We start from the raw sequence: 25,588 nt of genomic DNA, 5'->3' as shown, positions 1-25,588 counted from the left end.
ATGTCAGTGACTGACGTCGGTGACTGACATCAACCCTACGCCCGAAGTCAGCCGCTGTCATCACCTAGACTCGACCGCATGGTGCGTTGGGAACCGGGGACTCAGGAGCGGCTGCACCGGGCCGCGCTCGAACTGTTCGCCACCCGCGGGTACGAAGAGACGACCGCCGCGGAGATCGCGCAGTCCGTCGGCCTGACCGAGCGCACCTTCTTCCGCCACTTCGCCGACAAGCGCGAGGTCCTCTTCCACGGGCAGCAGCTGTTCGTCCAGGCGTTCGTCGAGGGCGTGGACACCGCGCCGCCGGCCGCGGCCCCGATCGAGGTCGTCGCCGCCGCGCTGCGGTCGGCGGCGGCGTTCTTCCCCGATGAGCGCCGGTCCCGTTCCCGCGCCCGGCAGTCGGTGATCGACCGGAATCCCGCGTTGCAGGAGCGTGAGCTGCACAAGCTGGCGATCCTCGCCACCGCGCTCGCCGAAGCCTTTCGCGCGCGGGGGGTGGGCGAACCGGCGGCCACGCTGGCGGCGGATTCGGGCGTCACGGTGTTCATGATCGCGTTCACGCAATGGATCCGCGAAGGCGAAGAGCGTTCGCTGTCCGATATCGCCGCCGGCGTGCTCGGTGAGCTGCGCGCCCTGACCGGCGGGAGTTCCGCGCCGGCGGCCTGAGTGACGGGCGCCCGCCATCGCCGTGGGCGAGCCGGACGCCCGGATCTCAGCGGCTGCCGCGCAGGGTGGCGCGGCCGGCGTACCGGGCCTCGGCGCCCAGTTCCTCCTCGATGCGGATGAGCTGGTTGTACTTCGCGGTGCGGTCGGACCGGGACAGCGAACCCGTCTTGATCTGGCCGCAGCCGGTGGCGACGGCGAGGTCGGCGATCGTCGTGTCCTCGGTTTCGCCGGAACGGTGGGACATCACGACCGAGTAGCCCGCCTTGTGCGCGGTGTCGACGGTGGTCAGCGTCTCGGTGAGCGTGCCGATCTGGTTGACCTTGACCAGGATCGAGTTCGCGATCCCGCGGTCGATCCCGTCCCGCAGCAGCGCGACGTTGGTGCAGAAGACGTCGTCGCCGACCAGCTGCACCCGGTCGCCGATGCGGTCGGTCAGCTGCTTCCAGCCGTCGTAGTCGTCCTGCGCGAGCCCGTCTTCGATGGAGACGATCGGGAACCGCGTCGTCAGCTCGGCGAGGTAGGCGACGTGTTCTTCGACGCTGCGTTTGCGGCCTTCGCCGGTGTAGTCGTAGACGCCGTCGGTGTAGAACTCCGACGCGGCCGGGTCCAGTAGCAGCGCGATGTCCTCGCCCGGGACGTAGCCGCTCTGCTCGATCGCGCGGACCACGAACTCGAGGGCTTCGTCGGCCGAGGCGAGGTTCGGCGCGAAGCCGCCTTCGTCGCCGACGTTGGTGCTGTGCCCGGCTTCCCGCAGCGACGCGCGCAGGGTGTGGAAGACCTCCGAGCCCATCCGCACGGCTTCGGCGAAGGTCTCGGCGCCGACCGGGCCGATCATGAACTCCTGGAAGTCGATCGGGTTGTCGGCGTGCGCGCCGCCGTTGACGATGTTCATCATCGGCATCGGCAGCTGGTGGGCGAAGACCCCGCCGACGTAGCGGTACAGCGGCAGCGTGTTCGCCGCCGCGGCGGCCTTCGCGACGGCCAGCGAGATGCCGAGCGTCGCGTTGGCGCCCACCCGGGCCTTGTTGGCGGTCCCGTCCACGGCGATCAGCGCGGCGTCGACTTCGGCCTGCGCTTCGGCGGCCAGCCCGACGACCGCGGCCGCGAGTTCGGTGTTGATCGCCGTGACGGCCTTGCGCACGCCTTTGCCGTGGTAGCGCGCCTTGTCGCCGTCGCGTAGCTCGACCGCTTCCCGCGTGCCGGTCGAGGCGCCCGACGGGACGGCGGCCCGGCCGAACGAGCCGTCCGCCAGCACGACGTCCACCTCGACGGTCGGGTTGCCCCGGCTGTCGAGCACCTCACGACCGTGAACACGGGCGATTGCCGTCATCTCAGCTCCTCGTGGATCGTCCTCAGGGCACCGGCCGACGCCGTCCCGTGACGCAGGCTAGCAGGAAGTGTCTGAATCGATCACGTCGTTTGCGAGCCGGTCAAGCGGGCCGGGAGCCGAAGTGTCTATTGTGGACAGCGGTCTCGGTCGGCGACCTCTGCGCCTGTCGTGCGACGATCTGCGGGAACCCCGGATCGGACGAAGGAGCCTCAGACCTTGCCCTTGGTGCACGCTCTGTGGTCTCCGGGCCGGGGTCTGCTGCTCTGGGCGGAGCACGACCGCGGCCCGGCCGGCACGTCGAGTCGTTCGGCGCGGATCGCGCTTCCGCACCCGTTCGCGGTCTCCAGCGCGCAGTTGACCGCTCTGCATCCCGGAAAGCCCACGTCGGCGACGTTGCTGCTGCCGTCGCGGGCGAACCGGCCGCTCGCCTCGTCCGAGGCGGCGGCGGGCGGTAAGCGGCGGGGCCCGGCGCCGGCGTTGCGGCCGTGGTCGGTGCCGGCGTTGATCGTGGACGCGGCCGAGCTGGACGACCTCGACGACTCGGCCTCGTACGGCGCTTCGGTCACCTACCTGCGGGCGGTGGCCCGCCTGGCCGCGGATCTGGTGCGGCGCGGGCGGGTGCTGCCGACGCTGGTCCGCCAAGGCGATGCGGCGGAGGCCCGGTGGCGCCCGGTGCTGCAGGGCGTGGATTTCGTCGCGTTCGACGCGCTGGTCGCGGCCATGCCACCGGTCGGGCGGGCCGAGCAGATCGCGCCACTCACCGGGGCCTCGCCGCGCGCGCTCGCCACCGATGCCCTCTACGCCCTCGTCGACGCGGCGGTCCGTGACCGGCTGGCGCGGGCGGATCCGCCCGTCGACCTGCGGGGGAGCCGGGGCGCGGCCGGGGTGTGGCTGTCCGCTCTGCAGGGCGGCCTTCCCCGCGTCGAGCTGCCGCTGGGCGAGCTCGGTGTCGTGGCCGACGCCGTCGCGAAGTGGGACGAGGTCGCCGATGCCGCCGATACCGCTGTCGTCGACGGCCGGGCGTGTTTCCGGCTGGCCGAAGCCGGCACCCTGCGTCAGCCGGCCGAGGACGATCCCGACGATCAGACCGGCGACGGGACCAAGTGGCAGCTGCGGTTCCTCCTGCGGGCGACGGCGGATCCGAGCTTGCTGCTGTCGGCGGGGCAGATCTGGTCGGGCGAGGCGAACGGGCTGGTCAGGGATCCGAAGGGACTGTTCGTCGCCGAACTGGGCCGGGCCGCGCTGGTGGAGCCGATGCTGGCGCCGGCGTTGCGCGGGACCCAGCCGTCCGAGTACGACCTGACTGTCGAGGAAGCCGAGCAGTTCCTCACCTCGGGCGCGACCCGGCTGGTCGAGGCCGGGTTCGAAGTGCAGCTTCCGGCCACCTGGGACGGCAGGCGCCGGCTCGGGCTGCGGCTGTCGGTCCGCAGCACGCCCGCCGAGCAGGTCGTCACCCGCAGCCGGGTGGGCCGCGATGAGCTGGGCGGGTTCCGCTGGGCGATCGCGGTGGGCGACGACGAAATCGGCGAGGAGGAACTGGCCAGGCTTGTCGCGGCGAAAACGCCGCTGGTGCGGCTGCGGGGCCGGTGGATCAGCGTCGACGCCGACCGGCTCCGCGCCGGTCTCGAGTTCCTGCGCCGCGACCCGCACCGGCCCGCCCGGCGCCCCACCGCGGCCGAGCTGCTGGAGCTTGTCCACCTCGCGCGGGAGGCGCCGCTCCCGGTCACCGACGTCAGCGCCGACGGCTGGGTCGGGGACGTCCTGGCCGAGCGGGTCCACCAAACACTGCGACCGGTCGAGCTGCCGCCGTCGTTCCGTGCCACGCTTCGCCCCTACCAGCAGCGCGGTGTGGCGTGGCTGGCTTTCATGTCGGCGCTGGGGCTGGGTGCGTGCCTGGCCGATGACATGGGCCTCGGCAAAACCGTCCAGACGCTGGCGCTCGAGGCCGTCGAGCGGGCGGACGACGATCGCCGGCCGACGTTGGTGCTGTGCCCGATGTCGCTGGTCGGCATGTGGCAGCGGGAGGCGGCGAACTTCGCCCCGGGCCTGCGTGTCCACGCCCACCACGGCAGCGCCCGCGCGCACGGGGACGCGCTCGCCGAGCAGGTCGCCGCGGCCGACCTCGTCGTCACGACCTACGCCACCGCCGCCCGTGACGCCGGCGAACTCGAGGCGGTCGCCTGGCGACGTCTGGTGCTCGACGAAGCGCACGCCATCAAGAACGCCGACACCGCGACGGCCAAGGCGGTGCGGCGGTTCACGGCCGGGCACCGGCTCGCGCTGACCGGCACCCCGGTGGAAAACCGGCTGGCGGACCTGTGGTCGGTGCTGGACCTGCTCAACCCCGGGCTGCTCGGCAGTAGGTTCGAGTTCCGCCAACGGTTCGCCACCCCGATCGAGCGCAGCGGCGACACCGCCGCGGCCGCCGCGCTGCGCCGGCTCACGCGGCCGTACCTGCTGCGCCGGGTGAAGACGGATCCCGCGATCGTTCCCGAGCTGCCGGAAAAGCTCGAAATCCGGCAGGAATACCGGCTCACCCGCGAACAGGGCACGCTGTACTGCGCGATCGTCGACGAGATGATGAAGAAGATCGAGAACAGCCAGGGCATCAAGCGCCGTGGCAACATCCTCGCCGCGATCACGAAACTCAAGCAGGTCTGCAACCACCCCGCGCACCTGCTGCACGACGGTTCCCCGATCGGGCACCGCTCCGGCAAGGTCATCCGCCTCGAAGAAATTCTGGCGGAAATCCTGGCGTCGGGCGATCGGGTGCTGTGCTTCACGCAGTACACCGAATTCGGGCACATGCTCGTGCCCCATCTGGCGGACCGGCTCGGCGCCGAAGTCGCGTTTTTGCACGGCGGCCTGGCGAAAGGGGCGCGAGACGCGATCGTGGAACGCTTCCAGGCCGGTGACGGGCCGCGGATTCTCTTGCTCTCGCTCAAGGCAGGCGGCTCCGGGCTCACGCTGACCGCCGCCAGCCAGGTCCTGCACCTGGACCGCTGGTGGAACCCGGCGGTGGAGAACCAGGCCACCGACCGGGCGTTCCGGATCGGACAGGGACGCACCGTCCAGGTCCGGAAGTTCGTCTGCCCGGGCACCATCGAGGACCGCATCGACACCCTGATCACCCAGAAACGCGCGCTCGCGGGAATGGTCGTCGGCGAGGGCGAAAGCTGGCTCACCGAACTGTCCACGGACGCGCTGCGCGGGGTGCTCACGCTGGGGGAGGAAGCGATCGATGACTGAGCCGCTCCCGTGGTGGCCGGCCCGGTTCATCCGGGCGTTGACGGCGATCGGCGTCCTCCTGCCCGCGAAGGGCCAGGGGAGTGTCGTGTCCTTGGAGGTCGGCGCCGGGCGCGTCGACGCCGAGGTGCGGGACAGCCGGCCCTACCAGGTGCGGATCGGGTTGACGGCGTTCGGAAAAGCGGACTGGGCGGCGATCACGCATGCCCTCGCCGCGAAAGCGTCGGTCACGGTTCTGCTGCTCAGCGGCGAACTGCCCCGCGACGTCGAACAGATCTTCAAGGCGCTCCGGCTGCCCTTGTTCCCGTCGTCGGCGCGGGAGGTGTCACTGGACTGCACCTGCCCCGCCGCCGAGGTGCCGTGCGGCCACCTGAACGCCGTGTTCTCCGCGCTGGTGGCGCGGGTCGGCGAGGACCCGTTCACCATCCTCGCGCTGCGCGGCCGGAACCGCGAAACGCTGCTCGAGGAGCTGAAGAACCGGCTCATCTCCGCCGAGCCGCTCGATCCTGACGACGGGTCCCCGGCTCTGACCGAAGTCATGGACACCTTCTTCGCCTGCGGTCAGGCCCCGGGTCTGGGCGGCGCGCCGCCGTTGCACGGGCCTCGGACGCCGTTCGACGCGCTACTGGACCAGGCCCCGCCGTTCGCGATCACGGCGGGCGGCGAAGACGTCGCCGAGCTGCTCCGGCCGGTGTATCGGGCACTCGCCGGAGAGCACGGCACTTAGCCGGCCGGGCGCTTGACGGGTGAACGATCGGGCTGCATACTCCCGTAACCTCCAGTTAATCGATTAACGTGCCGAGCAAGGAAGGACGTGCGCGATGGCCCGGGTCCGGATGTCCGACGTGGCCGCCCGTGCCGGGGTGTCCACGGCGACGGTGTCGATGGTGCTCAACGGGATGAACACGACGCGCGTGTCGCCGCAGACTCAGCAGCGTGTGCGCGACGCGGCCGAGGCAGTGGGCTACAAGCCGAACTCGGTGGCGCGAAGCCTGCGGACCCAGCAGACCCGCATGGTCGGCCTGATCTCGGACACCATCGCCAGCACGCCGTTCGCCGGGCGGATGCTGGCCGGGGCCAACGACGTGGCGCGGGAACAGGGGCATCTGGTGATCCTCGTCGACACCGAGCAGGATCCCGGCGCCGAGCGCCAGGCGCTGAACGCGTTGAGCGGCCAGCAGGTCGACGCCATGATCTACGCGAGCATGTGGCATCGCGTGGTGGAGGTGCCCGAGGGTCTGCCCGAGGACGCCGTCCTGCTCGACTGCGCGCCGGTCGCGGGGGGCCGCGCCGCGGTCGTCCCGGACGAACGGGCGGGCGGGGTGGCCGCGGTGCGGGAGCTGGTGGCCGCCGGGCACCGCCGGATCGCGTTTGTGGACGCCGAAGAGCGGTTCGATCTCGTCGCCTCGCCGCTGCGGTACGAGGGGTATCTGCGGGTACTGGCGGACGCCGGGATCGAGCCGGATCCCGCCTTGCACGCCCGCGCCGAGCCGGTGGCCGGTGGTGGGCGGGAAGCGGCCCGGCGGCTGCTGGATCTGCCGGCCGGGCGACGCCCCACCGCGATGTTCTGCTTCAACGACCGCATGGCGATGGGCGCCTACTCGGTCGCGCACCACCGGGGTCTTTCGGTTCCCGGTGACCTGTCCGTCGTCGGCTACGACGACCAGCAACTGGTCGCGGCCGAACTCGATCCGCCGTTGACGACGGTCGCGCTCCCGCACTACGAAATGGGCCGCTGGGCGATGGAGGTCGCCCTCGGGCTGCGCCGGGCGGATCCGGCGGTGCCGTATCTCATGCCGTGCCCGCTCATCCGCCGGGCCTCGGTGGGGCCGCCGCCGGCCCAGCTCGGCGGCTGACCGGCCGACGGCGGACCGCACTCTTCCTGCACTGCATTCCATCTGGCAGTTGGCGCTGCCATCCGGCACGGAGGCGACGGTCGGTCGCGCTCCGCAACAGAGAGAGATTGTACGGTGAAACGCAAATCCCTCCCCATCATGGTAGCGGCAGGACTGTCCGCGGTGCTCGCGCTGAGCGGCTGCGCCCGCGCGGGTCAGGACTCTTCGTCCTCCGGCGGTCCCGGTGAAATCACCATGTGGACGCACTCGGCGGGCAATCCCGGTGAGCTGGCGGTGTACCAGCGGATCATCTCCGACTTCAACGCGTCCCAGACCCAGTACAAGATCGTCCAGCAGAACTTCCCACAGGGGTCCTACAACGACGCGATCACCGCGGCCGCCGCGGCGCGCAAGCTGCCCTGCCTGCTGGACATGGACGGCCCGGTGATGCCGAACTGGGCCTGGGCCGGCTACCTCCAGCCGCTGGGACTGCCGGACGACCTGATCAAAACGCTGCTGCCCACGACCGTCGGCCGCTACAAGGACACCGTCTACTCGGCGGGCTACTGGGACGCCGCGCTGTCGATCTTCGCGCGGAAGTCGGTGCTGGACAAGAACGCCATCAGGATCCCGGCCGTCGACAAGCCGTGGACGCTCGAGGAGTTCGACGCGGCCGTCACCAAGCTGAAGGCGAACGGCTATTCCACGCCGCTCGACCTGGGCGCCGCCGACAAGAACGAGTGGTGGTCGTACGCGTACTCGCCGATGTTGCAGAGCACCGGCGGCGACCTGATCAACCGCGCCACCATGAAATCCGCGGACGGCGCGCTGAACGGCCCGGACGCGGTGAAGTTCTTCACCTGGTTCCAGCAGGTGTTCAAGAACGGCTGGGCGGACAACGCGGGCCCGGTCGGCAACCAGCGCTTCATCGACGACAAGGTCGCCCTGAGCTACACCGGTGTGTGGAACGCCAAGGACGCACTCGAGGGCATCGGCGAGGACCTGCTGATCCTGCCGCCGGTGGACTTCGGCAACGGCCCGAAGATCGGCGGCGGTTCCTGGCAGTGGGGGATCTCCGCCGGCTGCAAGAACGCCGACGGCGCCCGCGCGTACCTGAAGTTCAGCTTCCAGGACAAATATCTCACCGCCTTCGCCGACAGCCAGGTGGTCATCCCGAGCACCACGGCCGCCGCGGCGGCGTCGAAGTACTTCGGCGACACCGCACCGCTGCACCAGTTCGCGGTGCTGTCCCGGAAGTTCGCCCTGGCCCGGCCGGCCACGCCCGGCTACCCGGTGATCTCCTCGACCTTCGAGAAGGCGGCGAAGGACATCATGAGCGGCGCCGACGTGAAGCCGGCGCTCGACACCGCCGTGCAGGCGATCGACACCGACATCAAGTCCCAGAACGGCTACGGCTTCTAGCGTCGCAAGTTGTTCGACGGTCGGGCCGAGCGCCCCAATGTGGCGTTCGGTGCGTCCAGCGCACCCAATGTGGCGTTCGGTGCGTTGGGCGCACCCAATGTGGCGTTCGGTGCGTCCAACGCAACCAACGCCACATTGGGGCGCAACCCCGGCCCCCTGTCAACGAACCTCGAACGCGCGACACCAACTCGTCGCTCCCCCCGCCCGGCGGCGACGCCGGGCGGGGCCGAGAGGGAAGGCACCTCCCATGACGGCGACCATCTCGCCGGACACCCGCGCCGCGAGCGCGGCCCCCAAACCCGTCACCGGCCGGAAAACCGGCCTCGAACTACGCTCCCAGCGCCGCGCCGGCTGGGCCATGGCCGCCCCGGCGGTCCTGTTGCTGCTGGCGTTCCTGATCGTCCCGGTGATCCTCGGCTTCGTCCTGTCCTTCACCAACGCCCGGCTGGTCTCGCCCGAACCGACCACCTTCACCGGTCTCGACAACTTCGTCCGCGCCTTCACCGCCGATCCGGCGTTCCTCCGCTCGCTGGTGAACACGTTCTGCTTCGCCGCCGTCGTCGTGCCGGTGCAGGCCGGATTCGGGCTGCTGCTGGCCATCCTGGTGAACCGGAAGATCCGTGGCGCGGTGGCGTTCCGGGTCATCTTCTTCATCCCGGTCGTGACCTCGATCGTCGTGGTGTCGATCCTGTGGAAGTTCATGTACCAGCCGGATGGGCTGATCAACTCCTTCATCGACTCCATCACCTTCGGCGCCTGGCAGGGCACCGCGTGGCTGAACGACCCGAGCACCGCGCTGACCGCGATCATCGTGCTGTCGATCTGGCAGGCGGTCGGCTTCCACATGCTGATCTGGCTGTCCGGCCTGCAGACCATCCCGCAGGAACTGTACGAGGCGGCGCGGATCGACGGCGCGGGCACCTGGCAGCAGTTCCGCAACGTGACCTGGCCGTGCCTGCGCCCGACCCGGGTGTTCGTGCTGATCACCATCACCATCGCCGCGCTCGGGCTGTTCGTGCAGATCGACGTGATGACCCAGGGCGGCCCGGTGGACTCCACCTCGACGCTGGTCTACCACGCCGTCCGCATGGGCTATCACCAGCAGCAGATCGGCTACGGCTCGGCCCTGTCGCTGGTGTTCTTCGTGCTGGTGCTCATCGTCGCGCTGGTCCAGCGCTTCCTGACCCGGGACAAGGACTGACCCATGACAATCCACAAAGGACACAGCGATCCGGACGAGCGCGTGCTGCGCCGTCGCCGGCGGGTCTGGACCTACCTGGTCCTGGCCGGGCTCGCCGTCTTCTTCCTGTTCCCGCTGGTGTTCATGTTCGTCTCCAGCCTGAAACCCGACGGCCAGATCCTGTCCGACGTCGGTGGCTGGCGCGCGTTCCTGCCGCTCGGCGACATCAGCTTCGACAACTACTCCGCCGTGTTCGACCGGGTGCCGGTCGGGCGGTTCCTGCTCAACTCGGTCCTGGTCACGGTGGTGATCGTGGCGGCGGGACTGGTGGTGAACTCGATGGCCGGGTTCGCGATCTCCCGGCTGCGCTGGACCGGCCGCGGGGTCGTGCTCAGCGTCATCATCGCCACGCTGATCGTGCCGTTCGAGACCATCGCGGTTCCGATGGTCTACTGGGTCTCGCAGCTGCCGACCCTGCTGTTCGAGAACGGCCGGATCGTGTACGACTTCGGCTGGCTGGACACCTACCAGGTGCAGATCATTCCGTTCATCGCCAACGGCTTCTCGATCTTCCTGTTCACGCAGTACTTCTCGACCATCCCCACCGCACTCGACGAGGCGGCCCGGATCGACGGCGCGGGCTGGTTCACCATCTACCGGAAGATCGCCGTGCCGCTGGCGGGGCCGGCGTTCGCCACCGTCGCGATCCTGACGTTCCTGCCGGCCTGGAACCAGTACCTGTGGCCCAGCATGGTCGTCCAGGACGAGAAGCTGCGGCCGGTGATGGTCGGCATGCAGTACTTCTTCCAGGACAACACCGCCTGGGGTGAGGTCATGGCCTACACCTCCATGATCACCCTGCCGGTGCTCGTGGTTTTCCTCGCCTTCCAACGCGCGTTCGTCAGCAGCGTCGCGGCCAGCGGCGTCAAGGAATGACGTCTCTCCCGACTTTTCGAAAGGCTCGTATGTTCTCGCTGCCCGACTCCTGGGTCTGGGACTTCTGGTTCGCCGACGACGGCGACCGCTACCACCTGTTCTTCCTCTACGCCTCCCGTGCCCTGCACGACCCCGAAGCACGTCACTACCGCGCCTCGGTCGGCCACGCCGTCTCGACGGATCTGGTGCACTGGACCCGGATCGAGGACGCGCTGGTCCGCGCGGACGCCCCGGCGTTCGACGACCTGGCGACCTGGACCGGCTCGGTGGTGCGGCACCCGGACGGCACGTGGTTCCTGTTCTACACCGGCGCCACCCGCGCCGCCGGCGGCAAGAACGTCCAGCGGATCGGTTACGCCACCTCACCGGATCTCGTGACGTGGCAACGGTCTCCGGAGAACCCGATCCTGGCCGCCGATTCCGGCTGGTACGAGACACTGGACGCGGGCTGGCACGACGAAGCGTTCCGCGACCCCTGGGTGTTCGCCGACCCCGGCGGCGACGGCTGGCACATGCTCATCACCGCTCGCGCCGGTACCGGCGAGCCGTTCGAACGCGGCGTCGTCGGCCACGCCGTCTCCCCGGACCTGCGGCACTGGGAGCTGCGCCCGCCGCTGACCGCGCCCGGGCCGCGGGGGTTCGGGCAGCTGGAGGTCCTGCAGGCCGAGGTGGTGGACGGCCGCCCGGTCCTGCTGTTCTCCTGCCTGGCCGAGCACGCCTCGAGCGATCGCCGGGCCACCGGCACGACCGGCGGGATCTGGGCCGCGCCCGCCGTCGGCTTGCTCGGGCCGTTCGACATCGCGGCCGCCGAACCCGTCACCGACGACCGCTTCTACAGCGGACGCCTGATCCGGCGCCGGTCCGACGACCGCTGGGTGCTGCTCGCGTTCCACAACCGCGACGAGCAGGACTTCGCCGGCGTCATCAGCGATCCCATGCCGGTGGCGTGGGACGGCAAACGTCTCAGCGTTCTCGATTCCTGAATTCCTGGAGGTTCCATGCGCTCAACGACGAGCGGCCTTCGCCTGCTGTCCGCCGCCGCCCTCGTGGCGGCGACGGCGGCTGTGGGCATGACCGGCCCCGGCGGCGCCACCCCGGCGCACGCCGCGGCCACCTACCGCGCGCAGTACCACTTCACGGTGCCCGACCACTGGAAGAACGACCCACAGCGGCCGGTGTATGTCAACGGCAAGTTCAACTACTACTACCTCTACAACGCCGACTACCCGACCGAAGTCGGCACCGCCTGGCGGCTGGCGACGACCACCGACGGCGTCGCCTTCGCCGACCAGGGGATCGCCGCGCCGAAGAAGACGAACGCGAACCACGACCTGTGGTCCGGGTCCGCGGTGGTGGACACCGCGAACACGGCCGGCTTCGGCGCCGGCGCGGTGATCCAGCTGGTCACGCAGATGGACCATCCGACCCCCGCGCAGATCGCCAGCAGCTCCGGGCCGCAGGCGCAGTTCCTGTGGTACTCGATCGACGGCGGCCGGACGTTCCGGCCCCACGGCGAGACACCCGTGATCCCGAACGGCGGCCGTCGCGACTTCCGGGACCCCAAGGTCATCTGGGACGCCGCGCGCGGCCGGTGGGTCGCGGCGATCACCGAAGGCGACCGGATCGGATTCTTCACCTCACCGGACCTGAAGACCTGGACGTGGCAGTCCGACTTCGTGAGCACCCACGGCACCCTCGAATGCCCGGACCTGTTCCCGATGCGCGCCGACGACGGCACCACGCACTGGGTGCTGGGCGTCAGCGCCGGCGGGATCCCGGGCACCTACGCCTACTGGACGGGAGCCTTCGACGGCGCGGCGTTCACCGCCGACGCGGCCACCCCGCAATGGCTCGACCACGGCTTCGACTGGTACGCCGGAGTCACCTGGGAAGATCCTGCCGCGCCGGTGGACCGGCGGTTCGGCATGGCCTGGATGAACAACTGGGCCTACCCGGACACCACCCCCACCCGGGCCGCCGACGGCTTCAACGGCACCGACTCGATCGTCCGCCAGATCACGCTCAAGCACTACCCGGACGGCTACGCCCTCGCCTCGCAACCGACGCCTGCGCTGGCCACCCATGCCGCCTCCGTGAGGAACCTCGGCACCATCCAGGTCAACGACGGCCTGGTGCCGCTGGCCTACCACGGAACGGCCTACCAGCTCGACACCGACGTCAGCTGGACCCAGCTGGAGAACATCGGACTGCAGCTGCGGGCGTCGGCCGACGGGACCCGGCACGCGGACGCCGGGATCTACCACGACTACAGCTACCTCAACCGCCGCCAGACCGGCCAACCCGACACCACCGGGACGCGAGGGGAGAGCCACGCGCCGTGGAACCCGGCGAAGACCAGCGCGCACCTGCGGATCCTGGTCGACCGGACGACGATCGAGGTGTTCGTCGACGACGGCCGGTTCGTGCACTCCAGCGAGGTGTTCGCCGACCCCGCCGACACCGGCGTCAACCTCTACGCCACCGGCGGCAGCGCCACCTTCGCCAACACGACGATCACCGAATTCCCCGACCTGTCCCAGCGCCCGGCGCACGTGGTCTCCGGGTTCGAAGGCAGCTCGTACGACCCCGGCTGGACCACCTCCGGCAGTTTCACCGGCACCGGTCCGTCGTTCGAATACCTGCCGGGCATGGTCGGCAACGCGGTCCTGGACACGTTCGCCGGCGGCGGCGACCCGGCCACCGGCACGATCACCTCACCGGCGTTCACCCTGGACCGCAACCACCTGCGCTTCCTGATCGCCGGCGGCGACCACCCGCCCGGCTCGCCCGGGCAAACCTCGATCAACCTCGTCGTGAACGGCCAGATCGTCCGGACAGCGACCGGAGACGGCACGGGGGTGCTGAAGCCGGTCGACTGGGACATCGGTGACCTGTCGGGGCAGAGCGCCCAGGTCCAGGTGATCGACCAGGCGACCGGCGCGTGGGGCCACCTCATGGTCGACCAGCTGCTGCTGAGCGACTGAACGGATCGGCCGGGGGAGACCAGGCAGCGGCAGCTCGCCGTCGGCTGCCGGTTACTGCCTTGATTGGCGGGGCAACCACGGCAGCCGCTCCGGCGTGCTGGAGATGGCGGGCGCCGGTGCTTCCCTGCTCGCGGACGTGAACCGGTCGGCCGGGCTCTTCCCGGGGCGGGTCGTGGCGTCCGGGGTCCGGCAGCACCGGACCCCGGACGAGCGGAGGGCGCAATTCGGCGAAGGCGACAAGCACACCGGGTCCTGCCCTTTCCGGGCAGCCGGACGGCCTGCGCATCATCGGCGTCGAGCAGGCGCCCCCGTCGAGCGCCTGCCCGCTGTGGCGACTGACGCGGTCCTACGGCGAGGGGGTCGTGCTCAGCGGCGGGCCCATCACCGGCCATCCGCCGCTGAACGTGATGGGGCGGAACTGGACGCGTGGACGAGCTCGGGCGAGACCGCCGCCGTCCGCTGAGCGCGGGAGAACGTCCGGCGCGGAACGCAAGCCCGTCCCCGATCGCGGCGGTCCGTTCGCTACCCGGTGCCGCTCGATTCCCTTGCGCGCGGGCTGATCGGTTTGGCCGCCGGGCGGTCCTCGCGCGCCGTAGCGATTCCTTTCGCTCACCGGTGGAGTCCAAGAGAAGGCTGGACCAACGAGCGGGAGCGTGACGTGTCCTCCGAGACGATCTCACAGGTGAGCGGCGCCGCGCGGGCCTGCCCGCCACGCTCGCGGCGTAACCCGGCCGCTCGCTCAGGAAAACCCGAAATCGAGAGGAAACGCGCCATGAAGGTGCCATCGGTTGTGTCTGCCCAGGAATGGGAGGCCGCCCGTCAGAAGCTGTTGGTGAAGGAGAAGGAGCGGACCCGCGCACACGACGCGCTAGCCGCCGAACGCCGGCGGATGCCGTGGATGGCCGTGGAGAAGGACTACCGGTTCGACGGTCCGGACGGGTCGGTGCGCCTGCTGGACCTGTTCGAGGGCCGCCGCCAGCTGATCGTCTACCGGTTCTTCTTCGAGCCGGGTGTGCACGGCTGGCCGGAGCGTGGCTGTGTCGGCTGCTCGATGATGGCGGACCAAGTCGCTCACCTCGCGCACCTGAACGCTCGCGGCACGACGTACGCGCGGGTGTCGCGGGCGCCGCAGGCGGACATCCAGCGGTTGAAGACGCAGATGGGCTGGGACAGTCCCTGGTACACGCTCACCGACGACTTCGACGCCGATTTCGGCGTGGACGAGTGGCACGGCACCAACGTGTTCGTGCGGGACGGCGAGCGGGTGTTCCGCACGTATTTCGTCAACCACCGCGGTGACGAGGCGCTGGGCAGCACGTGGAGCTACCTCGATCTCACGGCGTTCGGGCGGCAGGAGGAGTGGGAGGACTCGCCGGAGGGGTATCCGCGGACCCGGGCGTACGAGTGGTGGCGGCGGCACGACGAGTACGAAACGGGGATCGACCCGTGGGACGGGCGCCTCGACGAGAAGGTGGCCGCCACCAAGGCGCACGCACGCGCGTCGGCGGGCGACGCGACCTGACCGCCGGCCCGGTTCGAACTGGGCTCGGCGGCCCTTACGGGGCTCGCCGCGGTGGTGTGGTCAGCAAGGCCGTGATGCCGTCGACCAGGGTGTCGCCGGTCTCGGCCCAGCCGGGGATGCCCGAGCGGTTCCCCGCCTCGGCCAGCTCGGCCTCCCGCTCGGCGCAGGTGTGGACGATGGCGTGCCGGGCCATCGCCGAACGGGTGAGGATCGCGGGGTCGCCTGCGTCCCCGGCGTGTGCGGCCACCGCCCGCAGTGCCCGGTGCATGACCGGTGTCGAGGTGGTGACCGACAGCGCCGGCGCGCGGAGGACCGGGTCGCTGACGACGTGGGCGGCGAAGCGGGCGTAGTAGCTGGGGACGCCCAGGTCCGCGAGGTGCAGGGTCGTGGGCAGGACCAGGGCGGCCACGTGGTCGCGCAGCTCCGTCGAGCCCGCGGCCGCGTCCACCATCGCGGCCCGGATGTGGTCCATCGCCTCGCCGTGCTCGCGCAGCACGGCGAGGATCACGTCTTCCATCGTGCCGACGTGGTAGGCGACCGCCGAGTTGTTGGCCTGCCCGGCTTCCTGGCCGAGCCGGCGGCTCGACACCTGGGCGACGCCGTTCACGGCGATCAGCCGCTCCGCCGTCGCCAGCAGCCGGGCCCGGGTGGCCGCCGATCTCCCGCCCGCCTGCGGTCGCGGCACGGTCACCACCGCACCGGTACCCGGTCGATCCCGCCGACGATCAGCCCCTGGCGGGCACGCAGGTCCGCGGCGTCCCCGGCGAGTTCCAGGGTGGGCAGGCGTCGCAGCAGCACCTCGAGGACGGTCTGCAGCTCCACCCGCGCGAGCTGCTGGCCGACACACGAATGCGGTCCGACGCCGAAGGCCAGGTGCGGGTTGGGCCGGCGGGCGAGGTTCATGTCCTCGGCGCCGTCGAACGCGCCGGGGTCGCGGTTGCCGGCGGCCATGCTGCACACCACGGTCGTGCCGCGCGGCAGGGTGGTGCCCCCGACCACGGTCTCTTCCGAAACGTAGCGCGGCATCCCGAACCCGGGGTTGGCGTCGAACCGCAGCGCCTCCTCGACGGCGGAGGGCACCAGCGACGGGTCGGCCAGCAGCCGTTCCCAGCGGTGCTCGCGGTCCGCCAGCAGCATCGCGACCATCTTGCCGATCATGGTGGCGGTGGTCTCGTGGCCGGCGATGAGCAGGCCCTGCCCGGTCATGACCAGCTCGGTCGCGCTCATGTCGGCGGCGAGGTCGCTCAGCAGGTCGTCACCGGGCTCGGACCGCTTGGCGGCGACCAAATCCGTCATGTACTGGAAGAACTCGCGGCCCGACCGGTCGATCTCGTCCTGGGTGAACCGGGTCATGTTGAGCATGGTGTCGGACCAGCGCGCGAACCGGTCCCGGTCGTCCCGCGGGACCCCGAGCAGGTCGCAGATGACGAACACCGGCAGCGGGAACCCCAGCGCCGGGCCGATGTCGGCGGGCGCGCCGGCCTCGACCATGTCGGTGATCAGCCGCTCGGCCAGCTCCACCATCCCCGGCCGCAAGGCCTGCACCCGCTTGACGGTGAACGCTTTCCCGACCAGCCGCCGCCAACGCCGGTGCCCGGCACCGCCGAGCATCGACGCCTCCGGCTCGCCGGTGTCCACCTCGCCGCCGGTCGACGTCGAGGGCCGGCTGAACACGCCGCCGTCGTCGCTGTCGGAGACCCGGGAGGCGTCGTCGGCATCGAGCTGGCGGCTGAACCGGGGGTCGGACAGCATCGCCCGGACGTCGTCGTAGCGGGTCAGCAGCAGCGCTTCGTCGCCACTGGCCAGTCGGATGCGAGCCACCGGGCACTGCGACCGCAGCCGTTCCCACTCCGGCGGCGGTTCCAGCGCGGTGGGGTTCGGGAACGGATACGGCGGCAGTCCCTCCAGGACCAACGCCGAGGCCGGGTCGTTGCCGTCGCTTGCGCGCGCTCTGTCCTCGGGCATGTCCGCAGCCTAGGTAAGTCGTGTGACTTAATCAAGTCGCCTGTCTTAATGATCAGCATTCTCCGCCGCTGACCTGGAAGCACCCAGGTCCAGCCGAGCGGGCGCAGTCAGCGAAAGTGCCGCAGAACCATCTCGATCAGCGCGGCGACGTCGCCGCCGGCCATCGGCTCGCCGGTCATGCCCATCCGGTGGAGCAGGGTGCCGACGACGATGCCGGACCCACCCGGGCCGCCGGGCGCCAACAGCACGGTGCCCAGCCGGCCGGCTGCCGTGGTGGGCAGGCGGGCGATGTCCAGTGTGATCCGCCGCTGGTGGGGGCGCGACCAGTCGACGGGCACGTCGAGCTCGGCGCACTGGAGGTCCGCGGGTGATTCGGCGCCCGGACACTGTGTCCAGGCCAACGGGCTACCGCCGCCGGTCAGGTCGGCTGCCGCCGCCGCGGCAGGTGTCGTTGCCGCCGGCAAGCTGGTCACCAGGACGTCGACGATGACTGCGGCGAGAAGGCATCAAGGTCGGACCCGGCACGCCGGACCCAGTCCGGCGTGCCGGGCCCGATGAAGAGGCAGAGGTCGCTTATTTTTTCCCTCAGCAGGTAGACGTTTCCGTTGCCGTTCCGGTCGAAGGCCTCTTCTTGGCCTTGGCCCGGCAGCAGTGATGTCGGCGATATGGTACGCCCTCCTGCCAATTCCGACGAAAAGCCGACACGGACGGCTTACTTCTGGGCTCACCATTGTTTTGTTCGCCACACGTAGCGTTGTAGGGTTCAGGAACTAGTCGAAGATACCTCTGCAGCTGTGAGTTCCGAAATCTCGATCCCTGCGAAGGAATCCCATGATGACAACCAGTCCTGCTTTCCCGTTCCGTGATATCGCCGTCCGGTCCCGACTGGCCGCGATCTTGATCCTGGCGTTGTTGACAAGTGTCCTGATCGGCGTGGTCGGGCCGCCGAGCGCGAACGCGGCCACGCAGCCGGTCTTGTTGGGCACCGCGGCCGACTTCGGGGTTCTCGCCGCGTCGACGGTCACGAACACCGGCCCCACCACCGTCAACGGCGATCTCGGGCTGAGCCCCGGCACCTCAGTGACCGGTTTCCCCCCTGGGCAGGTGAACGGCGCCGTCCACATAGCCGACGCGATCGCGTTGCGGGCCAAGGAAGACCTGGCCGCCGCGTACGACGACGCCGCGGCACGGCCGACATCGTCCACCGTCGCAGTAGAGCTCGGTGGAACCACCAAGACTCCCGGTGTGTACGACTCCGCCGCGGGCACGTTCGGGATCACCGGAACGTTGACCCTCGACGCTCAGGGCGATCCGAACGCGGTCTTCATCTTCAAGGCCGCATCGACGCTCATCACGGCGTCCGCGAGCAGCGTGGACCTCGTCAACGGCGCGCGCTCGGCCAATGTCTTCTGGAAGGTCGGCAGCTCGGCGACGCTCGGCACCTATTCCATCCTCCGGGGGACCATCATGGCCCTCGCGTCGATCACCGTCACGACGGGCGTCGCGGTGGACGGCCGGACACTCGCCCGGACTGCCGCGGTCACGCTGGACAGCGACACCATCACCCGCCCGGCCGTGGTATCGCAGCCCGTCGGCACCACCACCAGCCTGGCCACCTCGGTCAATCCCGCACATGTCGGTCAGCCGGTCACCTTCACCGCCACGGTAGTGGAAAGCATCGGTGCGGCCATCCCCACCGGCCTCGTCGCGTTCACGGACAGGTCGAGGCTCCTCGGCGTGATCGCCCTCGACAGCACCGGGCACGCGACGTTCACGACCTCCGCCCTGATCGCCGGCCTCCACCCGATCAAGGCCATCTACGTGGGTTCGGCTGGATTCCTCGGCAGTAGCTCACCGAGGACCTACGAACTCGTCGTCTCATGAATCCGACCTGATCGGGCGAAGTTCGGTGACCACTCACCCCGGCAAGGACGAATGGCCACCGCGGCTGGTGACGGGGTTCCTGTGGAGAGGCGTTGTCGGCCGGCCCGCCGAATGTCTCCCCGCGTGCGAGAGTGGCCATTCTCCACTTTCCGGTGAATCGGATGGGGCGCGGGGGCGGTGCGGGATAACGTCAGCCACGTATCCGGCGCAGTCCCAGCCAAGTCCTGGCGGCATCGACGGCCGGAGGTGTCGGGTGCCTGCTGAAAGGAACCGGTAGCTCATGAGTCAGGGCGCGGTCGGCCGGCAGGCTCCCGGAGAACCTGCCGGTCACCGCGGGAGGGCGCCGCGGTTTCGGGTGGCCGGGGCGGTCGTGCGCCGGTGTCCGGTCCGGCCGACCGTGCTGTTTCCTGTCCGGCTGTGGCGGTGTCTGAGGCGAACGCGGCCGGACGTCGTCGTGTCTCACATCAGCATGCTCGCCGGAACGCCGGCGGTCTGGAAGAGTCTGTGGACAGTTCCGCGCTGAGTGGCCGCGACGTGGGTCGCGCCACCCTGACGGTGGCCGTGGTGGTGATGTTCGCGGTCGAGGCTCTGATGCCGTTCGTGCCATCGGACGTCTCCGGCACGGCCGTGGCCTTCTTCCTCTCCTGGGGCCTGTGCCTGGCGCTGCTGCTGAGCGACGATGGCGGTGGCCTGTACCGTCCCAGCGCCGGCTATCTGGTGCTGTTCGGTTTCTTCCATGGCGGGCTGCTGTTCAGCATCGCGCTGCGCGGACGTGACGCCTTCACCGCATATGACGTCGCGTGGATCGACGACGGGTACGCGCCGGAGGCGACCCACCTCGCCATCCTGGGCATGGCGGCCTTCACCCTCGCCGCCGAACTGGCCAGCCGGGGTGCTCGCGGCGAGCCCGCGTCCGGCCCGGTTCCGATCGAGCGCGCCAGGCTCGCCGTCGCCGGCCTGGGATGTCTGCTGACCGGAGTGGTGATCTTCGTGGTCGCCGTGGCCGACGCAGGAGGGTTCGGTCTGGTGTCCGGGGGCTACCTGATGTTCATCCAGGCCAACGAATCCGACAGCGCCCTCGGGTACGGCACACTGCTGGTCGGGTACGGCGTGATCCTCGCTGTACTCGCCGGGGGACGCACCAGGGTGGTCGCGTGGGCCATCTTCGGTGCCTACTCGGTCGTGGCTTTCCTCATCGGCTCACGGGGATCCGTGCTGTTCGCCCTGCTGGCCATCCTGATCGTCGAGGTGCGGCAAGGACGCCGCATCCGTACCTTGTGGACGGTCGGGGGCGCGCTGGGCGTGCTCGTGCTGATCGGGCTCGTGCGCCAGACGCGGCTTGTGGGGTTCGGCCAGTCCGGCGGCACCTCGGTCGGCTCCCCGTTGGACGCGCTGGCCGAAATGGGTGCCTCGCTGCGTCCGACCACGGTCGTCCTCGACTGGCATTCCTTCGGTGAGCCGTTTCGCCATGGGGTGACCCTCGTCGCGGTGCCGGTGCGCTTCCTCGAGAGGCTGACCGGCTGGCACGGTGGCGCGCCGGCGCACGACGACCGCCTGTTCAACGTCGAGATCAGCGAGCGGGTATCGGCGATCGGCGGTTCCCCGATCGCCGAGGGGTACCACAATTTCGGCACCGTCGGGGTCGTCCTCTTCATGCTGGCCATCGGGCTGGCGATCGGCCGGATCGAACGCCTTCCCCGATCCCCGTGGAGCACCGCACTGACCGGCGTCGTGTTGCTGCCCCTGCTCGTGCAGGTACGCAACAGTTTCGCCCCGGTCCCGGTCCAGCTCGCCCTCGGGTTGCTCCTGCTCTGCCTGGTCCGGGCCGGAGCGCGTCGGCACACCCCGCAGGATCCAGGAAACACCTCGCCAGAGTTGACGACCGCCCGTTGACCTGGGTCGCCTCGAAGGGATTGCGTGATGATTCTCAACCGCGCCGTGTCCGCGCTGTACCGGCAGTACCTGATCAAGCGAGATCCGGTGGCCTATGCGAGGCGACTGGGCGTCACGGTCGGTCCGGGCTGCTGGTTTCCCGGCTTCCAAGCCGAGACATTCGGGTCCGAGCCCTATCTGGTGTCGCTGGGGCGGCGGGTCGCGGTCGCCAGCGGAGTCCAGTTCGTGACCCACGACGGCGGCCCCTGGGTGCTCCGGGAGGAGTTCCCGGACGTCGATGTCGTCGCCCCGATCACGGTCGGCGACGACGTCATGCTCGGCTCCCGCGCGATCGTGATGCCGGGCGTGACGATCGGGTCCCAGGTGGTCGTGGGCGCGGGGAGCGTGGTGACCAAGGACGTGCCGGACGGGGTGGTGGTCGCCGGGGTGCCGGCGCGGGTCATCTGCGACCTCGACGACTACAGGACCCGCGTACTCGCGAAGGCGATCCACACCGGGACCCTGCCACCCGCGGCCAAACGCGCCGTACTGCGAGAGAAGTTCGCCCGTCAGCCGACACGCTGAACGGACCAGGTCCGGCGCGCCATTTCGCGCAATGCTCGCTGTCCTCGCCGGGCGCGTGCGCGAAAGCTCGGCGGCCCGGCCGGGAGTTCCGTTCCGGACTGTCCGAAAAGGAATGATCGTCACGCCTCGGCCGACTCGATCCCGAGGTGGGCGTGCGGGGTGGCCAGGGGACTCAGCTCCGGTTCCGTGACCGCCTGCGTGCGAGGAAAACAAGGGCGATCAGCAGCACGAGCGCGCCGGCCGCCGCGAACCACCACACCGGCCCGGAGCGCGACACGGTCGCGGCCGGCGATACCGCGCTGCCCGGCCGGATTGCGCCGGAACTGCCCGCCAGGGCGACGTCGTTGCCGTCGCCACCGTGGTAGGTGAGCCGGAGCGCACCGATCGCCGCTCCCTCGGGCAGCCCGTCGAAGGTGCCACTGACCTGGTCGGCTCCTTGGTTGTCGATGATCACGCCAGGGCCACTCGCCGGGTCCGGTGCGAAGGTGCCCGCGAGCATCACCGCGCCGGTGACGCTCATCCGGGTGCCGGTGAGGCGTGCGCCGGGCCGCTGGGTGTAGGCACCGCGCACGGTCATGCCGGTCGCGTCGACCGTCCCGGCGTTGTCCACCGCACCCGCCACCGTCCCGCCGGCCCGCAGCGTGCCGGCGGGTTCCACGGCGAGCTGCCGCGCCTGGACGGAGCCGGCCAGCGCGAGCGCTCCCTCCCGGACGGTCCAGGTGCTGTTCGGGGTTGTGTGCTTGCCGGTCAGGGTGAGCGTTTCGGCCCCGGTCTTGGTGACCCCGTCAGCAGCGGTCACGGCGCCGCCGAACGTCGTCGGGGTGGTGGCGCGGACGGTCAGGGTTCGCCCGGCCGCCACCGTGCTGCCCTCGGCGCCGGCGAGGTTGTTGATCGTCCGGTCGCCGGCCCGGGTGAGGTCCAGCGTCGCTCCGGCCGCCGGCAGGTCGACCGCCGTGCTCGCGGCGAGGGAACCGCCGGTGACCGCGAGCGTGCCCGCCTTCACCGTGGTCCTGCCGGTGTAGGTGAGCTCGCCGGTCAGGGTGGTGGTGGCCGGGCCGGCCTGGGTCACCGAACCCTTGCCACCGATCCGGCCCAGTTCGGCACCCCTGGTGGCGTTCTGCACGATCACCTCGCCGTTGTCGACGATCTTGCCGGTCGCCAGCAGCGCACTGTCACCCTGCGGGCTGCCGTCCCCCAGCCGCAGCGACGCGCCGTCACCGATCGTCGTGTCACCGTCGTAGTTCTGCGGCGCCGTGAACGTGACCGCGTTGCCGCGAGTCGCCGCGATGACGACGTCGCCGCGGCCGACGTCCGCCATCGTGTCGTGGTACCTGCCGCCGGAGATGGGCGCGTCCAGGGCGACCGGGCCGTCGTAGTCGAACGTCAGCACGCTGCGGGTGCCGTTCCGCTCCGCGTGCATGTTGACGTAGACGGTTTTCTCGTTGCCCGGCAGGAAGAACCGGTTGTTCGTGCCGTCGCCCCAGGTGACCGTGGCGCCCTCGATGTTGATACCGCGCTTGTTGTCGCTGTGCGGCACCGTGGCGAAGTTCCGGGACGGGTCGCTCAGCGCGGGCGCGGTGTCCGACCCGTTGTCCGACCAGCTGTACACGCCCGACATCCGCACCACCCCGGAACCCCAGGTGTGGAAGTTGATGTCGTTGCCGTAGAACTGCGAGTAGATGTCGGCGGCGTCGGTGACCACCTCGCCGTCCGGAGCATTGTGGATGAACGAGCCCTGGTTGACCACCTTGCGCACGTGCGGCATGGCGGTGAGGTAGTGCAGGCTGCCGTAGTCCGCGCCGGTGCCGACATACAGCGTGCCCGAGAACGGGTGCGTACCCGGCAGTTCGATGCCGGGCCAGGTGCTCCGCCGTTGTTTGACGAGTCCGGAGCCGCTGATCACGCCCAGGTTCACCTGCCGGTGCACGGCAAGGTCCAGAGTCCCGTCGACCTGGTGGTTCAGTGTGTTCAGCGACACCTCGGGCGCATGGGCGAAATGGCCGATGATGCCGTCTTCGCCCGATCCGCTCCCGTACTGGAGAGTCGCACCGCGTTGCACGATCACGGCGGGCGGGTCGGGGTTCTCGATCGTGGTCACCGGATGGTTGCCGCCCACCGTGACGATCTTCTGCCGGCGGCGATCACCCGGCAAAGTGAAGTCACTGTCCTTCACCAGCACCAGGGTGCCCGTTCCCCCGACGGTGAAGACACCTTCACCGCTGATCACGCCCGTGTAGGTGGTGACGCCGCCGGTGAGCCGCACGACAGCGTCCCCGCTCAGCGTCACGTTCCGGTTCGCGAGAACGTCGGCGGTGACGTCCCTGCCCCCGGATTGCGCGAACGCGCTCGGCGAACTCAGGGCTGCGAGGAGGATCGCGGTCACCGCCACCGAAACCCCGCAACCGCCACGTTGTGCGCGCAAGACCTACCTCATGATGTTAGCGATAACATTTTCCGGCGCCCAGTGTTCGTGGCCGATACAGCCCTGTCAACCCTCCCAGGATGCCGGGCCACCGGCTCCTGTGGACGGTCATGGTCGACTCAGCGACTGGTCAGGCATCCCCGTCGCCGGCGTCGCCGCCGTCGGGGTCACGGCCAGGCCCGCCGGCGGCCAGGCCCCACAAGGAGAAAATGAGCAGTGTGCCACCGAAGAGGGCCGTGTCGAGGTCGCCTTGGACGAGACCGGCGATCACGAGAGCGGCGCCACCGGCCAGCAGCAGCCCGAGGATGATCACGACAATGTGCTCCGTTCCCGGTGCGGGGCCAGTTTCATCGCCGGCCGAGTTCGACGGCTCGGTCCTGCCGGACGGCGCCGCCGGTTGGCTCGCGGCACCGCGGTCACGGAGCTGAGCGCTTCCCCGGGCGACACCTCCAGCGGCAGTCCGTCGCGTATCGCGGTGGCGTCCTCAGGCACGGACATCGGCAGGCTCCTCGAGCGTCGCGGGGCTACTTGCCGAGAATCGCCGCCAATGTCACGCTGAGGGACCGAATCCACGATTTCGCTCACTTGGGTGGCTGTCTATGCAGGATCTGCTCATCCCTGACGAGACGGATCTCAAGCTCGTGCACGCGCTGCAGGCGGCACCCCGCGCGAGCTGGCACGAGCTCGGCCGGTTACTCGGCGTCGACCCCGCCACCGCCACGCGACGCTGGCAAGGACTGGTCGAAGCCGGATCCGCCCGGGTCACCGCCTATCCGGACGTCAGGCTGTGGGCGCAGGACCACTGCAACGCGTTCATCGAACTGGATCTCCAACCGACCGCCCGCGCGCACGCGGTGGAGGTGCTGTCCCGGGTCCCGCAGATCGCCTCGATCTCGATCGTCAGCAGCGGCCGGGACCTGTTCCTGACCGTACTGACGCCCGATTTGGCGACGCTGTCCCGGCTCGTCCTCCAGAAGCTCCAGCAACTTCCCGGGCTACGCGGAACGCGCACCCACGCGGTCACCACCGTGTACGGCGAGGGCAACCACTGGCGGCTCGACGCGCTGTCGCCGCGGCGGCGCGTCCACGTCCCGCTGAAAGCCGGCAACCGGCCCGTCTGGAAGGATCATCACCGGGCAGTGCTCCGAGCCCTCGGCGACGGACGCGTTCCCGCGGCCGACATCGCGGCCCGCACGGCGAGAAGCGGTTCCACCGTCCGCCGCTGGCTCAACGAGATGATCGACGGCGGCCTGCTGTCCCTGCGCTGCGAGGTCGCCCAGCCCATCACCGGATGGCCTGTCGCCGCGACGTTCTGGGCCCGAGTGCCACCCCACGAACTGCACCGGACCGCGACCGCGCTGACCGAGCTGCCGGAAGTCCGCCTGTGCGCGGCCACCACCGGAGCGGACAACCTCGTGCTGACCCTGTGGCTGCGATCCCTCGGCGACATCCAACGCCTGGAAGCGGAACTCGCCGGCAAACTCCCCGCGCTCACCCTCACCGACCGCGCGGTCACCCTCCACGCCGCCAAACGCATGGGCTGTCTCCTCGACGACACCGGCCGGATCACCGACGTGGTACCCATCGATCCATGGGCGACGGTGACGCCGCGGTAGCGAGCTGTCAAGCTGCCCGATTTGACCGCCCCCGACGACCTGGCACCGGGCAGGAACATCGGTCACAGGGCAGGTCGAACGGCTACCCTCAGGGGCACATGCTGGGCGTACAGCCCGGGGTCAGTC

20 protein-coding genes are annotated in these 25,588 nt (G+C 70.1%); 14 read left to right on the top strand and 6 right to left on the bottom strand.

Features of this window, described 5'->3' with window-relative positions:
• Positions 1-78 precede the first annotated feature (78 nt).
• A complete protein-coding gene (locus AB0M82_RS09555; protein WP_364719189.1) occupies positions 79-663 on the top strand; it encodes a helix-turn-helix domain-containing protein in 585 nt (194 codons plus the stop codon).
• Between the two features lie 46 nt (positions 664-709).
• Here the strand turns inward: AB0M82_RS09555 and eno are convergent, their stop codons facing one another.
• Positions 710-1,993, bottom strand: coding sequence for a phosphopyruvate hydratase (eno, locus tag AB0M82_RS09550; protein WP_364719187.1), 1,284 nt, complete (start codon positions 1,991-1,993; stop codon positions 710-712).
• Between the two features lie 216 nt (positions 1,994-2,209).
• On the opposite strand from eno, the gene AB0M82_RS09545 reads away from it, so the two are divergent.
• The 9 genes from AB0M82_RS09545 (at position 2,210) to AB0M82_RS09505 (ending at position 15,118) form a co-directional block, all read left to right on the top strand.
• Entirely contained in the window at positions 2,210-5,242 is a 3,033-nt protein-coding gene (locus AB0M82_RS09545; protein WP_364719185.1) for a DEAD/DEAH box helicase, read from the top strand.
• Positions 5,235-5,966 carry a hypothetical protein gene (locus AB0M82_RS09540; protein ID WP_364719182.1) on the top strand — a complete coding sequence of 244 codons (732 nt, stop codon included), beginning with the start codon at positions 5,235-5,237 and terminating at the stop codon, positions 5,964-5,966. Before AB0M82_RS09545 ends, AB0M82_RS09540 begins: the two co-directional genes overlap by 8 nt.
• A 94-nt stretch (positions 5,967-6,060) precedes the next feature.
• On the top strand, positions 6,061-7,095 hold the full coding sequence (locus AB0M82_RS09535) for a LacI family DNA-binding transcriptional regulator (RefSeq protein WP_364719180.1): 1,035 nt from the start codon (positions 6,061-6,063) through the stop codon (positions 7,093-7,095).
• Between the two features lie 138 nt (positions 7,096-7,233).
• Positions 7,234-8,496 carry an extracellular solute-binding protein gene (locus tag AB0M82_RS09530; protein ID WP_364719178.1) on the top strand — a complete coding sequence of 421 codons (1,263 nt, stop codon included), beginning with the start codon at positions 7,234-7,236 and terminating at the stop codon, positions 8,494-8,496.
• A 247-nt stretch (positions 8,497-8,743) separates the two neighbouring features.
• Positions 8,744-9,697: a sugar ABC transporter permease gene (locus AB0M82_RS09525; RefSeq protein WP_364719176.1), complete on the top strand. Its 954-nt coding sequence runs from the start codon at positions 8,744-8,746 to the stop codon at positions 9,695-9,697.
• Between the two features lie 3 nt (positions 9,698-9,700).
• Positions 9,701-10,612, top strand: coding sequence for a carbohydrate ABC transporter permease (locus AB0M82_RS09520; RefSeq protein WP_364719174.1), 912 nt, complete (start codon positions 9,701-9,703; stop codon positions 10,610-10,612).
• A 29-nt stretch (positions 10,613-10,641) separates the two neighbouring features.
• Positions 10,642-11,595, top strand: a complete 954-nt coding sequence (locus AB0M82_RS09515; protein WP_364719171.1) for a glycosyl hydrolase family 32 — start codon at positions 10,642-10,644, stop codon at positions 11,593-11,595.
• Positions 11,596-11,610: 15 nt separating this feature from the next.
• Entirely contained in the window at positions 11,611-13,596 is a 1,986-nt protein-coding gene (locus tag AB0M82_RS09510; protein ID WP_364719169.1) for a glycoside hydrolase family 32 protein, read from the top strand.
• Positions 13,597-14,368: 772 nt separating this feature from the next.
• Positions 14,369-15,118, top strand: coding sequence for a DUF899 domain-containing protein (locus AB0M82_RS09505; RefSeq protein WP_364719167.1), 750 nt, complete (start codon positions 14,369-14,371; stop codon positions 15,116-15,118).
• A gap of 34 nt (positions 15,119-15,152) precedes the next feature.
• Here AB0M82_RS09505 and AB0M82_RS09500 read toward each other — a convergent pair whose 3' ends face one another.
• From AB0M82_RS09500 to AB0M82_RS09490, 3 genes are all read right to left on the bottom strand, one after another.
• Positions 15,153-15,809: a TetR family transcriptional regulator gene (locus AB0M82_RS09500; RefSeq protein WP_364719165.1), complete on the bottom strand. Its 657-nt coding sequence runs from the start codon at positions 15,807-15,809 to the stop codon at positions 15,153-15,155.
• Complete coding sequence (locus AB0M82_RS09495; RefSeq protein WP_364719163.1) at positions 15,806-17,083, bottom strand: cytochrome P450; 1,278 nt, start codon at positions 17,081-17,083, stop codon at positions 15,806-15,808. Before AB0M82_RS09495 ends, AB0M82_RS09500 begins: the two co-directional genes overlap by 4 nt.
• Positions 17,084-17,190: 107 nt before the next feature.
• Entirely contained in the window at positions 17,191-17,556 is a 366-nt protein-coding gene (locus AB0M82_RS09490; protein WP_364719161.1) for a hypothetical protein, read from the bottom strand.
• 439 nt (positions 17,557-17,995) lie between these two features.
• Here AB0M82_RS09490 and AB0M82_RS09485 point away from each other — a divergent pair, with 439 nt between their 5' ends.
• The 3 genes from AB0M82_RS09485 to AB0M82_RS09475 all read left to right on the top strand — a co-directional run bounded on the left by AB0M82_RS09485 (position 17,996) and on the right by AB0M82_RS09475 (position 21,424).
• The gene (locus AB0M82_RS09485) at positions 17,996-18,967 is read left to right on the top strand and encodes an ice-binding family protein (protein ID WP_364719158.1); all 972 of its coding nucleotides are present in this window, start codon (positions 17,996-17,998) and stop codon (positions 18,965-18,967) included.
• 378 nt (positions 18,968-19,345) lie between these two features.
• On the top strand, positions 19,346-20,860 hold the full coding sequence (wzy, locus tag AB0M82_RS09480) for an O-antigen polysaccharide polymerase Wzy (RefSeq protein ID WP_364719156.1): 1,515 nt from the start codon (positions 19,346-19,348) through the stop codon (positions 20,858-20,860).
• 27 nt (positions 20,861-20,887) lie between these two features.
• Complete coding sequence (locus tag AB0M82_RS09475; protein WP_364719154.1) at positions 20,888-21,424, top strand: acyltransferase; 537 nt, start codon at positions 20,888-20,890, stop codon at positions 21,422-21,424.
• A 172-nt stretch (positions 21,425-21,596) separates the two neighbouring features.
• Here the strand turns inward: AB0M82_RS09475 and AB0M82_RS09470 are convergent, their stop codons facing one another.
• Together AB0M82_RS09470 and AB0M82_RS09465 are read right to left on the bottom strand one after the other, a co-directional pair.
• Entirely contained in the window at positions 21,597-23,807 is a 2,211-nt protein-coding gene (locus tag AB0M82_RS09470) for an autotransporter-associated beta strand repeat-containing protein (RefSeq protein WP_364719153.1), read from the bottom strand.
• Positions 23,808-23,976: 169 nt separating this feature from the next.
• Positions 23,977-24,159: a hypothetical protein gene (locus AB0M82_RS09465; protein ID WP_364719151.1), complete on the bottom strand. Its 183-nt coding sequence runs from the start codon at positions 24,157-24,159 to the stop codon at positions 23,977-23,979.
• 286 nt (positions 24,160-24,445) lie between these two features.
• Here AB0M82_RS09465 and AB0M82_RS09460 point away from each other — a divergent pair, with 286 nt between their 5' ends.
• Positions 24,446-25,462, top strand: a complete 1,017-nt coding sequence (locus tag AB0M82_RS09460; RefSeq protein ID WP_364719149.1) for an Lrp/AsnC family transcriptional regulator — start codon at positions 24,446-24,448, stop codon at positions 25,460-25,462.
• The last annotated feature ends 126 nt before the right edge of the window (positions 25,463-25,588 follow it).

The sequence above is a fragment of the Amycolatopsis sp. NPDC051128 genome (assembly GCF_040682715.1).
In the GTDB taxonomy this organism is placed as follows: domain Bacteria; phylum Actinomycetota; class Actinomycetes; order Mycobacteriales; family Pseudonocardiaceae; genus Amycolatopsis.
This window is presented reverse-complemented; position numbering and strand designations above follow the sequence as displayed.